Source organism: Leptospira noumeaensis (assembly GCF_004770765.1).
In the GTDB taxonomy this organism is placed as follows: domain Bacteria; phylum Spirochaetota; class Leptospiria; order Leptospirales; family Leptospiraceae; genus Leptospira_A; species Leptospira_A noumeaensis.
Genome location: NZ_RQFK01000026.1, coordinates 600875 through 612936, shown reverse-complemented (window position 1 = coordinate 612936; position 12062 = coordinate 600875). Strand labels below are relative to the sequence as shown.

Genomic DNA, 12062 nt, shown 5'->3' with positions numbered 1-12062 from the left:
GATTAATCTTCTTTAGAATCTTTTCCAGAACCTGGGCTTCTAAACAAATCTGCGCGTAGTTTTTTAAAAGTATCTACGGAGATTTGGCCTGGGGCTTTTGGTTCACCGAGTGTCATATAGGTGAAAGTAGAATGAAACTTATCACCGAACACTCTCGAAATTAAGCCAAGTTCACCCATACAAATTCCAATCATGGTATTTGATTTAGATAAAAGTTTGATATCGTTTAGAAAATCTGCAGTTTCTTCAATGTCTTCCGGTGTGATCGCAAACTTAAAAATTGGATTTTTCTTTTTAACGGGTTTTGCTTTGTTTATGAAATTGGTCATTTCATTGGCAAGGATAGACTTTTTAAAAGAATGATACGAATAAATGATTCTATAGTTTAGAGTTTCGTAATTTCGAAAGATGGTATCTTCACGATTGAGTTCAATGTCTAGATAGTTGGCGTTATCATTAAAATCTTTTAAAATTCCTTCCACATCTTCATGGAAAAGTTTTACATAAGACCTAACACTACTATCTTCTGCTCTTCTATATGTGAATAGAACGGGAAGACCGAGTGCCTTCAGTTTTTTTTTCATTTCTTTTTGGATGTAATTTCTAGAAAAAAGATCCAATCGGACTTCGATGACATCGACATCTTTTACATCTTTTTTTTGTAAATGGCGAAGGTCATCTTCACCAACAGAAGCTACGATTTTATAAGAATCTGGCATAATAATTTATAATCCTCTTTGTAATAAATCGTGAAGGGATACCATCCCCACAAATAAACCCTTTTCATCCACAACAGGAGCCACGGAGATAGGTCTTTCGCGGCCTTCCATTTTGATGAGAACATCATAAGCCTTCTCTTCGGGTCTGAAACTATTTGGATTTGCATTCATCATTTCTTTAGCAGTGACCGAAGGTGAAAGTGTATTTTTTGTAAGGTACTTTCTAATGTCATAATCGGTAATCAGACCTACTAGTTTGGAATTTGAATCCACAACGCCTGTAGCACCGATCCCTTTCTCTGTAATTTCTTTGAGAATGGTTTCAAGATTTGCATCTAAAGGAATAGAGGCATTTCTCTCTCCCTTTCGCATAACATCTGATAGATACAAAGAAAGTCGTTTTCCCAGTCTTCCTGCTGGATGGTATAATGCAAAATCATTGGCTTGAAAATTCTTTAGTTCCATAAGAGCCACGGCAATGGCATCACCTAGAACTAGAGCAATGGTTGTACTGGAAGTGGGAGCTAAATCCAAAGGACAGGCTTCTTTTAAAACAGGGGTAATGATGACCACGTCGGAAAGGGAGGCTAACTTTGATTTGGCGTTTGCTGTGATCCCAACAATTTTTGCTCCAATTTTGCGAAGGGTAGGAAGAATGTAATTGAGTTCTTCTGATTCCCCACTTTTTCCAATGGCAAGTACCACGTCATCTGGCCCAACAATTCCAGAATCTCCATGAGATGCATCTGTTGGATGTAAAAAATATGCAGAAGTTCCTGTAGAAGAAAGTGTATGGGAAATTTTTTTGGCAATGTCACCCGACTTACCAACACCTGTGACGATTACTTTTCCATTGGAATTTAAAATGAGATCAATACAATCTTTGACGGAAGGATCAAGTTTGTCACGAAAGTGAACGAGAGATGAAATTTCATCATCTAGTGCTTGTTTTACGATTGATATAGTATCTTTTTCTGTCATACGAGCAATTCCTCCCAGGCCAAATCATCCACTTTGATTTCATAAGAAAACGCAGTTTCAACTCCTGGAATCCTTAGAACCACTAAGGTTTTATTTTTAACTTTTAAAATTTCCATTGTTTTTCCTTGGAGTGGCCCACTGATGATTCGAACCATTTTCCCTTTTTCTAAAACGGATTCAGGACGTACCGTTAAGGAATCAGCATACTTTCTAAGGCCTTCTTCTAAAATATCTAAATCGTCCTGAGATACGGTAGCAGGTTGACCCTTATGAAATACAAAATGATGAGAACCCGGTAATTGGAGGACTTTATTTTTATCTCTCCAGAAGACAATATGAACAAAAATATAAGAAGGTAGGATTGGGACATGGATCCATTTAAATCGGTCGGTCCATTTTTTCCTTTCTTTACGGATGGGGAGATAGTTCTCCAAATGATATTTTTTTAGAAGTTCACTGAGTTTTTTTTCCGCTCTTGGTTTTGTATACACAATGTACCAAGCACTCTCTTCTATGGGGGGGTTAGTCTCGGACATCTAAGCGGAACCTAATGGGTAGAACAAATTCTTTACCTTTGGAATATTGAAACTGCCAATCGGCGAGTTGCCGACGCACCTGTAAATCAAAGACCTCATACCTGCATGGGGTGACCACTGCAATTTTTTCCAGAGAACCATCTTCTTTGATCGTAAGTTTGTACGCGCAAACATCTTCTAATTTTTGTTCCAAGGCGAGAGCTGGATAACTCAGACAATTTTGAAATTCGGTGATTTCGTCTTCCCAGGTTTTGGTACCGTCCACCTCGGAAGCATTTGCCGCCGATGAGGTTGTGGTATTTCCAAATCCGGAAGAAAATTGTAATCGGATGGAAGAAACAGCTCCTCCTTCTGTCAGGTGGAGGAGTGGCGAATCTATGTCACTTTGAAGGTTATAGCTAACGAGGGCCAAAACTAAGAATAGATGAGATCCAAAAGCAATGAGTAATGCCTTATATTTCGGACCTTCAAAGAGAATGTGCATTCCAAGTTCATGAAAAACTTTATTGGAGAGAATGCAATCTCCATTTTCATTGTCCGTATATGCCTTCAAGTTGGGGAAAAATTTTCAGAGTGTCTACCTATGGTGAATCCCACGGAACTTCCGTCGGTGTGGTTGTGGATGGAGTCCCAGCTGGTTTGCCTTTTCCCGAAGAAGAAATCCAAAAAGATTTAACGCGCCGTAGACCAGGTCAAAATGATCTCACCACTCCAAGAGATGAAAAGGATCGGATGGTAGTGGAATCAGGTGTTTTCCAAGGAAAAACAACGGGAAGTCCGATCCTAATGAAAGTGAACAACCAAAACACCATTGGGAGTGACTACGATGAAATGGCCCATGTCTTTCGGCCTTCTCATGCAGATTATACTTATTCAGAAAAATATGGCCACCGGGCCCATGTGGGTGGTGGTCGGTCTTCAGTTCGAGAAACGATTGGTAGAGTTGCTGCCGCAGGCCTTGCCCGAGTCATCTTAGAACGCGAGTTAGGAATCTCAACAGTGGGTTGGGTGGATTCTATCGGTCCAATTGATTCCAATATTGGTGAATCTGAATTTCCTATGACAAGAGATATTGTAGATAATTTTCCAACAAGATGTCCTAAACAATCTGTGAACGATGAAATGGAAGTTCTCATTCGTAAACTTAGAGATGAAGGAGATTCTGTGGGTGGGGTTGTAAAAATTGTGGTTCGCAATTTACCTCCTGGCCTAGGTGATCCCGTCTATGACAAGTTAGATGCCGATTTGGCAAAAGCAATATTATCAATCTCTGCGTGTAAGGGATTTGAAGTGGGTTCGGGATTTTCTGGTACTCGCCAAACAGGAAGAGTTCACAACGATGAATTTTATATTGAAGAAGGAACTGGAAAAGTAAAAACAAGAACTAATAATTCTGGTGGAATCCAAGGTGGAATTTCCAACGGAATGGATTTGATTCTCCGTGCGGCTTTCAAACCTACTTCTACCATCAAACTAGAACAAAAAACCATTAACGATAAAAAAGAAGAAACCATTTTAAAAGCGAAAGGTCGTCATGATGCATGTGTTTTGCCAAGAGCAGTTCCCATTGTGGAAGCTGTGGTAAACCTTGTGCTTGTGGATGCTTATCTTTACCAAAGAGCATTACAACCAAAATGGTTTATGAAATATGCTAATTTAGATTCGATTCCAGAACAATAAAGGTAATCTAATAAAATGAACCGTCCAAAAGTTTATAAAGTCCTTTTACTCGAAGATGATGAAAGTAGTGCCAAACTACTGTTACATACTTTGGAAAGATATAACTTTGATGTCACTCATGTTGTGGATGGGATGTCTGGCCTTAGTAAAATCAGAAACAATACTTATGATTTGGTCATTAGTGATGTCAATATGCCCTATCTCGATGGAATTAGTTTTTTAGAAAAAGGGAAAGAGATGTTGAAGATGACTCCTGTCATCATGTTGACGGCTGTTGGTGAAAAAGACCAAGTGCGAAGAGCTGCTCTCAGTCATGTGACAGCTTATCTTTTGAAACCAATTGCCAACCAAGCTCTTCTTGAAAAAATCGCACAAGTATTGCAGTTAAAACCAGAGAATATCATTGATAAAAAGGAATATCCTTTGGTGATCAATGTCTCGGAACTTTCCATTTCGCAAATGCTTTTGGAGATTAAGGGTTGTCCTGGTAAAAAAGCCTTAGAAGAGATCTATGACCGGTTTATGTTATCTCTTGGAGGCCGAGGGACATTCACCAATTTGAGAATCAATCTCGATAACACCTTCTTTTATGAAGTTCGATCCTTACAAGTTTTGGATGATCTCATTGCAAAAATACTCAAACAGACCAATATCCGAGCCAGTTCCTTGTTTTTGGATTCTGAGTTCTTCAATAATCATGTAGTGGATTTACAGCCGTACTCCTATCTTTCTGAGGTAAATATAATTTCAAAATGAAGGTTTGACAAAAACAAAAGACCTAGGTCTAATCAAACCTAGGGGGCCTGTTCTTTGGTTAAGATAAAGATAGACGGAGTCGAATACGAAGTCGACGAAAAGAAAAACCTCATCGACGCCACAAAAGAAGTAGGAGTCGAAATCCCTTACTTTTGTTACCACCCAGCACTCAGCATTGTTGGTATGTGCCGCATGTGCCTGATTGAAATTGAGGGTGTTCCGCGTTTACAAGCGGCATGTAATACTCCTGTAAAAGAAGGAATGGGAATTGTTACTAAATCAGACCGAGTGATAGAAGCTCGTGCTGGTACAATGGAATTTTTACTCGCAAATCACCCGTTAGATTGTCCTGTTTGTGATAAAGCTGGAGAATGTCGTTTGCAAGACAACGCATTTGGTTCTGGTTCTGGACATTCCAGATTTGAATTTGATAAACGAAATATTCCACAAGAAGAGATTGGAACCAATCTCATCATCAATCATAATCGTTGTATTGTTTGTTATCGTTGTGTTCGTTTTGAAGAGGAAAAGGTGGGTGAGTCCAATCTTGGTCTTTTTGAACGAGGAAACCATTCCATCATTGGTCTTGCCAAGTCAGAACCAATCGATCATAACTACCAAGGCGCTTTGGCGGATATTTGTCCTGTTGGAGCACTCCTTAATAATAAAACATTGTTTAAGTCTCGAGTTTGGTGGTACAAATCACATAAATCGGTATGTCATGGATGTTCCACTGGTTGTAATGTAACAACGAATGTGCGAGACAATAAAATGTATCGTTATATGGTTCGTGAGAACTATGACCAAGGTATGTTTTTCCTTTGTGACAAAGGCAGATTTGATTTGGATTGGATGAATGAAAATCGCCTCCATAGTTATTTGGAAGCTGGTAATCCTTCTACATCAAAAGAAGTTCTTTCTAAAATCGCGGATCGAATGAAAGCAGCTAAGTCCATTGTCGTTTTGGGCGGAGCCCATGAATCCAATGAAACGTTAGAATCTTTGAAAAAAGGTTTTGAATTGATATCACGTGAGTTAGGTGGTAAGTCCATCCAATGGGAATCACGTGTGATCGAGGCTCAAAACAAAGATACCGAACAAGTGGATTTTTTACTCACAAAAGACAACCACCCGAATACAAAAGGAGCTGTCGACTTAGGTATCACTACAACTTCAGGAATTTCTGGAATCATCAGTGCTGTTAAGTCCGGTGTCATTGATTTGGTGATTGTTTTGAAGGAATCCATTCCTGAAGGAATTGATCCATCTAAAGTGATTGTTTTTGATACCAATTTGACAGATGCAGCGAAAAACGCAAGTTTGGCGGCACCAATTCAAATTTTTGCAGAATCGGCAGGTAGTTTTACCAATAAAACCGGGCTCAAACAAAACTTTGAACAGTCAATGAATCCAATCAAGGGATTAGAATCGTCTGCTGGTGTTGTGAATTTGATTTTCCAAAAGTTAACTGAAAAAGTGGAGGCATCCGTTGGGAACCGTTAATGTAGTCAACGTCGCCAAAAAACACCAGTTTTCTTGGTATGAGAAGTTCTATTTTTGGTCCATAGGCAAAGGCCTTTGGATCACGCTGAAACATTTCATTAAGGTAGCTTTGTTCAACAAACAAGTGACCATCGAATATCCTGATAAAAAACGTCAGTATTCGACTCGGTTTCGTGGAATGCACTCCATGAAACGAGATGAAAAAGGTCGGGAAAGATGTACGGCTTGTTTTTGTTGTATGTGGATTTGTCCGGCCAACGCGATTCATATCGAAGCGGCAGAAGTTCCTTCGGATCGTCAACACCTTCACCCAGAAGATAAGTTTGCTAAGAAGTTTGAAATCAACTTACTCCGATGTATTTTCTGTGGTCTTTGCGAGGAGGCTTGTCCTAAGGGTGCGATTTACCTAGATGGAACTGGGGAAATGGCTGCCGACAACCGTGAAGATTTATTTTTAACCAAAGAAAGAATGATGGAAAAAACTGGCGGATCAATTCTCGGCCAAAGGAATTAAGTTTATTTTTTCTTTTTGATCAGATCACCCGGTTTTTGTTTTTTAAAGAATCAATACCGGGTTTTTTTAGTAATACCAACTTTATTATAACTTCCGTGAATTCACTTTCTTTGATTCAAAAATCCAAATACAGTTTTTCTTATATAGAATTTGTAAACCAATTGATAGTCATCAAAAGTTTGAAAATTCTTTTTAGTATTTTTGTTTGGATACTTTTGTTTGGATTTCATTTTGCACTTTCTGCAGAAACAACCATCATCGAAAACGAAGAAGATGAAAGACGCGTATTAGAGAATCATGCTTTCGAGAAATTACGATTTGGTCTCGCCAATCATATCCATTATTATAAAGTAAAAAAAACAAAAAATACGGTGGTGGAACAACGATCGGGTCGCAAACGATTGTATGATCATAATTTGATTTTGAGATCGATCTTTCGGAATCGAATTTTACATCATCAATATGGTTCCATTGGGCGACTGTTAGATGGTGCGAGTTTTATTGATTTTGGAAGTGCCATTTTGTATGAAGAAGGTGCTGTTACGGTTAGAGATTTGTACGAAGACCAGTTTCTTTCAAGGTACATCAAAAAAATTGTGGCAACCGACATCAATGACCCGGAATACGATCACACTCGTTATATAGAAATCCATATGACGGAAAGAGATCCTTTTCCTTTTGCTTTCAACGAAATACCTTACCGATTGGACGACCCTGAATACATTCGAGTCCTCACAAGGATCTACACACCGAATGAATTTTCACCGGTGATCTTTCGTAGTACCAATTCTGGACCTGATTTGTTTTATACTGTAGAAGAAATGCGGGATCATTTCCGATCGGTTCTCGATGCCAATCCCCACCGCACCATTTTGTATTTCTTCAATCGTTACATTTTCTTTCGGACTCCCTGTGAATCCAAATTCCAACTCCTCGGAACCATCGATGAAAAGGTGGGAGTGAACCATAGTTTCAGTGCCTGGCGTTATGTGGACTGGAACAAAAGGGAATTTTCCGAGGCCATCGAACCCAACAACCGATACATCCGGATTGCTGAAGAACGCAATGAAAGTAAGGCTGACAGGCTTGATTCGATGATTTCGGGGTTTGGGTGCCAATTCCGAGCAAAAATGATCTACTACCGTCACAAATTCATGAAAACTATGACGAAATGATGATTTTTTTACTTTTCTTGTGAGGCGAACTCTGTACGTTTTTCCTAGAACACCCAGAGAGAGGTAAACCCATGGGGAATTCCTATATTATTGATGCTGTCCGAACTCCGAGAGGAAAGGGCAAAAAACGTGGGACACTTGCATCCGTCCACCCACAAGAATTAGCTGCTGCCACTTTAAAAGCCATCCAATCACGTACCGGAATTGATCCCAAAACGGTTGAGGAAGTTGTAATGGGTTGTGTATCCCAAGTTGCTGACCAAGCTGCATGTATCGCGCGTTATGCGGTTATGGCGGCTCATTGGCCAAAAGACGTTCCAGGTTATACTGTGAATCGTTTTTGCGGATCTGGATTACAAGCACTGAACAACGTAGCAAACCATGTTGCTTCCGGAGCAATGGAACTTGGAGTTGGTGGTGGAGTTGAATCCATGAGCCGTGTGAAAATGGGTGATGATATGATTGGTCGTGATTTTAACGTTGGTAACGATAAAATTGCTGCACATTACAACCTAGTTCCACAAGGGATTTCTGCTGATTTAATCGCAACTAAGTATGATATTTCTCGCGAAGAAGCAGATCGTTTTGCAGAATCTTCACAACAAAAAGCACATGCTGCCATTCAAAACGGATACTTTAAAAAATCCGTGATCCCAATTACTTTGGATGATGGAACCGTTGTAACCGAAGAAGAGAACCCACGTTTGGAATCAGACTATGCTTTCCTTTCTAGTCTTGGTCCTGTATTCAAAACTATCGGTGAAAAAGAATTGGATGCGATTGCATTACGTTCTTACCCAGAAGTAACAAAAATCAATCACATCCATACACTAGGAAACTCTTCCGGTATTGTTGATGGTGCTGCTGCGATTCTAGTGACTAATGATGATGGACTCAAAAAATACGGTTTGAAACCACGCGCAAAAATTCTTGCAACGGTAGCAACTGGTGAAGATCCAACAATTATGTTAACTGGTCCTGTTTCTGCTTCACAAAAAGCATTGAAACAAGCTGGCCTTAGTGTAAAAGACATTGACCTTTGGGAAATCAACGAAGCATTCGCATCTGTAGTGTTATACGTAAAGAAAACACTCGGAATTGATGAATCCAAAATCAATGTGAACGGAGGAGCGATTGCTCTCGGACATCCACTCGGAGCAACAGGTGCGATTCTTACAGGAACCGTTCTTGACGAGTTGGAAAGAAGAGACCTTCGTTACGGACTCATCACTCTTTGTATCGGTGGTGGTATGGGTATCGCTACGATCATCGAAAGATTGAAGTAAGATAAAACTTTAAGAATTTAATAAACACGTTTGGATCTCGTAAAACCGGGGTTTAAACGTGTTTTTGTTTTTTTGCTCCCTATCCTGCTTGGTTTGCAGATTGTTTTTTTAATTTCCGTGTCATTACCTTTATAAATTCCTCTTTTCCCTTTTTTACTTCTTTGAGTTGAGATTTGATTTCTGCGGGAATTTCAAAATACTTTTCTGCCCACAATTGTATTTCTAGAAGGATTGGTAAAAGTTCGATTGCTTTGTTTGTCAGTTGATAAAGGACTTTTGCTTTGCTAGTTGGATGGTCTGTTTTTTCAATGAGTTCGTTTTCTTCTAAACTTTGGAGTCTCGCAGCCAAGATGTTTGTAGCGATCCCTTCCTCTGATTTCAAAAAATCTCCATAGGTTGATTTATTAAAGAACATCATATCTCTAATGATGAGTAAAGACCATTTGTCACCAAATATGTCTAACGAGCAGCTGAGAGGGCATTCTGACCTTTTTTTGGCTTTTTCCATTCATTTTCCTCCAATAAAAATTTAAAAAATATTACAAAATAATCACTTGCAAAATAAAAGTGATATTTTTACTTGCAAATTGCAAGTAAAAATTAAAAAACAGAGTCCAATCTATCATGAAACAAACAATTTTAATTACCGGTGCTTCCTCAGGTTTTGGTTTGATTGTCGCAACGAAACTTCACGAAAAAGGTTACAATGTCATAGGCACAAGTCGTAACCCAAACAAAGTAAAAGTGCCTTTTCAAATGTTGCCTTTGGATATTGCCGATGATAGTTCTATCAAGGTTTTTCGTAATGAATTGTTCAAGCATATTTCCCATTTAGATGTTTTGATCAATAATGCCGGCTTTTATTTGTCGGGACTTGCAGAAGAAACTTCCATTGAAGAAGGTAAAAGACAATTTGAAACAAACTTTTGGGGAACTATCAAACTGACTAAAGAATTATTACCTGACTTTAGAAAACAAAAATCCGGCAAAATAATTACCGTTGGATCCATTATGGGTCTATTGAATTTTCCAAGTGCTTCTTATTATGGTGCTTCCAAACATGCGTTAGAAGGTTTTTTTAAATCATTACGTTTTGAATTAAATGAGTTTAATGTTAAAGTGGCAATGGTGGAACCAATGGGTTTTAAAACCAATATCATTACTAATGCTATGAAAGCTGAAATCAAAATTGATGACTACAACCAATACCGAGGTAAAATCGAAAGATTTGCAAAAGATTTGTTTGGAAATGCACCTGAACCAACTCCAGTAATTGATACTTTAATCAAATTGGTTGAAACTAAAAATCCAAAATTTAATCATCCAGTAGGGAAAGGTGCTTCTGTTATATTGACAATACAACATTTCGCATATAAATTATTTGAAAATTCAATGATTAAAAACATCAATCGATTTAAGGGATAAAACGATGAAGGCTTTTCAAGTAACACGTTACGGTAAAAAAGAAAAACTGGTACTTTCAGAAGTACCAGAACCAATTATCAAAGATAACGAAGTTTTGGTGCAAATTCATGCAACGGCCATCAACCTACTGGATTCGTTGGTAAAAAATGGTGATTTTAAAATTTTCCTCCCTTATAAGACACCATTTACAAACGGACACGATTTGGCAGGTGTCATAACAAAAGTGGGTGCCAATGTTTCCAAATTTAAAGTTGGTGATGAAGTTTATGCGAGGCCTTCTGATTTTCACATCGGAACCTTTGCAGAGTTTATCGCTATTTCGGAAAATGATTTAGCCTTGAAACCTAAAAATGTTAGTATGGAAGAAGCAGCATCCATTCCACTTGTTGGACTAACTTCTGTACAAGCACTTGTAGAGATAGCAAATCTTAAAAAAGGGCAAAAGGTATTTATCCAAGCAGGTTCCGGCGGTGTTGGGACATTTGCGATCCAACTGGCAAAACTTTTGGGTGCCTATGTAGCAACTACAACAAGTTCGGCAAATACGGAATTGGTGAAAAGTCTTGGAGCTGATTTAGTGATTGATTACAAAAAAGAAGATTTTTCCACTATATTAAAAGATTATGATTTTGTGTTACATAGCAACCGAGAGTCTAAAATCCTTCATCAATCTTTGCAAATTTTGAAACAAGGCGGAACTTTAGTATCTCTTACGGGGCCACCAACCAGTGAATTTGCAAAAAAAATCGGCTTAGGTTGGCCTTTCCAATTTTTGATGAGTTTGTTAAGTATGTCGGTAAAACGAAAAGCAAAAAAGTTAAATGTTAATTTTGAATTTTTGTTTATGAGGGCAGATGGAAATCAGTTAAGTGAAATTACGACATTCATTGAAGCTGGAAAAATTCGACCAGTCATTGATAAGGTGTTTCCGTTTGAACAAACAAACGAGGCCATATCTTATGTAGAAACAGGCCGTAGTAAGGGCAAAGTGGTTGTAAAACTCAAATAGTTTGGATTTTGATTAGGAAAGTTCTGGATTATTTTTCTGAATTTCACCTAACAATAATTTAAACGTATTGCAAATTATTCTAGATTAAATGAGAAATGTATTATGAATGTAACCCAAACCTTCGCTGGCACTGTTTGTAACCAATGTAACTTTAAAGTGGCCGAAGTTTTACAGGGTTGCCCCTCCTGTGGGAGTGAATCCACTGAAAAAGTGAACTTAAAAGAGAACGGAACCATCCATTCCTTTACTGTTGTGTACGTTGGGTTTGGACATATGGCAAACCGTGCCCCTTACGTTTTGGCAATTGTACAAACGGAAGAAAATGTAAAACTGACAACTGTGATTGAAGGTGTTAGTGATTTTAACGCTGTAAAAATTGGCGATAAAGTTCGTTTCAAAGGTATGGATGATAAGATCGGCCCTGTATTTCAATATTAGAAATTTCAAGTAACATTTATCTTCCCTCGAATTTTAGAGT

General features: G+C 38.4%; 14 protein-coding genes. 9 read left to right on the top strand and 5 right to left on the bottom strand.

The genetic code is table 11. The annotated features are described in order from the left end of the window. Window positions 1-2: 2 nt before the first annotated feature. Genes EHQ24_RS10980 through EHQ24_RS10965 form a run of 4 tightly spaced genes read right to left on the bottom strand, consistent with a single transcriptional unit; the run spans window position 3 to window position 2720 of the window. On the bottom strand, window positions 3-719 hold the full coding sequence (locus EHQ24_RS10980; protein WP_135601673.1) for a type I 3-dehydroquinate dehydratase: 717 nt from the start codon (window positions 717-719) through the stop codon (window positions 3-5). Between the two features lie 6 nt (window positions 720-725). Then, window positions 726-1700, bottom strand: a complete 975-nt coding sequence (locus EHQ24_RS10975) for a KpsF/GutQ family sugar-phosphate isomerase (protein ID WP_135601672.1) — start codon at window positions 1698-1700, stop codon at window positions 726-728. Beyond that, the gene (locus tag EHQ24_RS10970) at window positions 1697-2236 is read right to left on the bottom strand and encodes a UpxY family transcription antiterminator (RefSeq protein ID WP_135601671.1); all 540 of its coding nucleotides are present in this window, start codon (window positions 2234-2236) and stop codon (window positions 1697-1699) included. The genes EHQ24_RS10975 and EHQ24_RS10970 overlap by 4 nt, the downstream gene beginning before the upstream one ends. Further along, a complete protein-coding gene (locus tag EHQ24_RS10965; protein WP_244310390.1) occupies window positions 2223-2720 on the bottom strand; it encodes an LIC_10042 family TonB-like protein in 498 nt (165 codons plus the stop codon). Before EHQ24_RS10965 ends, EHQ24_RS10970 begins: the two co-directional genes overlap by 14 nt. A 59-nt stretch (window positions 2721-2779) precedes the next feature. Between EHQ24_RS10965 and aroC the strand changes: the two genes are divergently transcribed. The 6 genes from aroC (at window position 2780) to EHQ24_RS10935 (ending at window position 9150) form a co-directional block, all read left to right on the top strand. Then, window positions 2780-3916 carry a chorismate synthase gene (aroC, locus tag EHQ24_RS10960; protein WP_135601669.1) on the top strand — a complete coding sequence of 379 codons (1137 nt, stop codon included), beginning with the start codon at window positions 2780-2782 and terminating at the stop codon, window positions 3914-3916. Between the two features lie 15 nt (window positions 3917-3931). Further along, window positions 3932-4672 carry a response regulator gene (locus EHQ24_RS10955; protein WP_135601668.1) on the top strand — a complete coding sequence of 247 codons (741 nt, stop codon included), beginning with the start codon at window positions 3932-3934 and terminating at the stop codon, window positions 4670-4672. Window positions 4673-4726: 54 nt separating this feature from the next. Next, window positions 4727-6175 (top strand): NADH-quinone oxidoreductase subunit G, encoded by a 1449-nt coding sequence (locus EHQ24_RS10950; protein WP_135601667.1) that lies wholly within the window; start codon window positions 4727-4729, stop codon window positions 6173-6175. After that, entirely contained in the window at window positions 6162-6689 is a 528-nt protein-coding gene (locus EHQ24_RS10945; protein WP_135601666.1) for a NuoI/complex I 23 kDa subunit family protein, read from the top strand. Before EHQ24_RS10950 ends, EHQ24_RS10945 begins: the two co-directional genes overlap by 14 nt. 185 nt (window positions 6690-6874) lie before the next feature. Next, window positions 6875-7864 carry a hypothetical protein gene (locus tag EHQ24_RS10940; protein WP_341867245.1) on the top strand — a complete coding sequence of 330 codons (990 nt, stop codon included), beginning with the start codon at window positions 6875-6877 and terminating at the stop codon, window positions 7862-7864. Between the two features lie 71 nt (window positions 7865-7935). Next, complete coding sequence (locus EHQ24_RS10935; RefSeq protein WP_135601665.1) at window positions 7936-9150, top strand: acetyl-CoA C-acetyltransferase; 1215 nt, start codon at window positions 7936-7938, stop codon at window positions 9148-9150. 79 nt (window positions 9151-9229) lie between these two features. Here the strand turns inward: EHQ24_RS10935 and EHQ24_RS10930 are convergent, their stop codons facing one another. Further along, window positions 9230-9658, bottom strand: coding sequence for a winged helix-turn-helix transcriptional regulator (locus tag EHQ24_RS10930; RefSeq protein WP_135601664.1), 429 nt, complete (start codon window positions 9656-9658; stop codon window positions 9230-9232). Window positions 9659-9774: 116 nt separating this feature from the next. Here EHQ24_RS10930 and EHQ24_RS10925 point away from each other — a divergent pair, with 116 nt between their 5' ends. The 3 genes from EHQ24_RS10925 (at window position 9775) to EHQ24_RS10915 (ending at window position 12022) form a co-directional block, all read left to right on the top strand. Next, window positions 9775-10575, top strand: coding sequence for an SDR family oxidoreductase (locus EHQ24_RS10925; RefSeq protein WP_135601663.1), 801 nt, complete (start codon window positions 9775-9777; stop codon window positions 10573-10575). A 4-nt stretch (window positions 10576-10579) separates the two neighbouring features. Continuing rightward, window positions 10580-11584, top strand: a complete 1005-nt coding sequence (locus EHQ24_RS10920; protein WP_135601662.1) for an NADP-dependent oxidoreductase — start codon at window positions 10580-10582, stop codon at window positions 11582-11584. 102 nt (window positions 11585-11686) lie between these two features. Beyond that, window positions 11687-12022 carry a Zn-ribbon domain-containing OB-fold protein gene (locus EHQ24_RS10915; RefSeq protein ID WP_135601661.1) on the top strand — a complete coding sequence of 112 codons (336 nt, stop codon included), beginning with the start codon at window positions 11687-11689 and terminating at the stop codon, window positions 12020-12022. Window positions 12023-12062: the final 40 nt, after the last annotated feature.

Bases quoted from the DNA above. Each gene is read 5' to 3' on its own strand.
- EHQ24_RS10915 (WP_135601661.1), top strand. From the start codon at position 11,687: ATGAATGTAACCCAAACCTTCGCTGGCACTGTTTGTAACCAATGTAAC.
- aroC (WP_135601669.1), top strand. From the start codon at position 2,780: ATGCCTTCAAGTTGGGGAAAAATTTTCAGAGTGTCTACCTATGGTGAA.
- EHQ24_RS10930 (WP_135601664.1), bottom strand. From the start codon at position 9,658: ATGGAAAAAGCCAAAAAAAGGTCAGAATGCCCTCTCAGCTGCTCGTTA.
- EHQ24_RS10980 (WP_135601673.1), bottom strand. From the start codon at position 719: ATGCCAGATTCTTATAAAATCGTAGCTTCTGTTGGTGAAGATGACCTT.
- EHQ24_RS10975 (WP_135601672.1), bottom strand. From the start codon at position 1,700: ATGACAGAAAAAGATACTATATCAATCGTAAAACAAGCACTAGATGAT.
- EHQ24_RS10965 (WP_244310390.1), bottom strand. From the start codon at position 2,720: ATGCACATTCTCTTTGAAGGTCCGAAATATAAGGCATTACTCATTGCT.
- EHQ24_RS10970 (WP_135601671.1), bottom strand. From the start codon at position 2,236: ATGTCCGAGACTAACCCCCCCATAGAAGAGAGTGCTTGGTACATTGTG.
- EHQ24_RS10955 (WP_135601668.1), top strand. From the start codon at position 3,932: ATGAACCGTCCAAAAGTTTATAAAGTCCTTTTACTCGAAGATGATGAA.
- EHQ24_RS10925 (WP_135601663.1), top strand. From the start codon at position 9,775: ATGAAACAAACAATTTTAATTACCGGTGCTTCCTCAGGTTTTGGTTTG.
- EHQ24_RS10920 (WP_135601662.1), top strand. From the start codon at position 10,580: ATGAAGGCTTTTCAAGTAACACGTTACGGTAAAAAAGAAAAACTGGTA.
- EHQ24_RS10935 (WP_135601665.1), top strand. From the start codon at position 7,936: ATGGGGAATTCCTATATTATTGATGCTGTCCGAACTCCGAGAGGAAAG.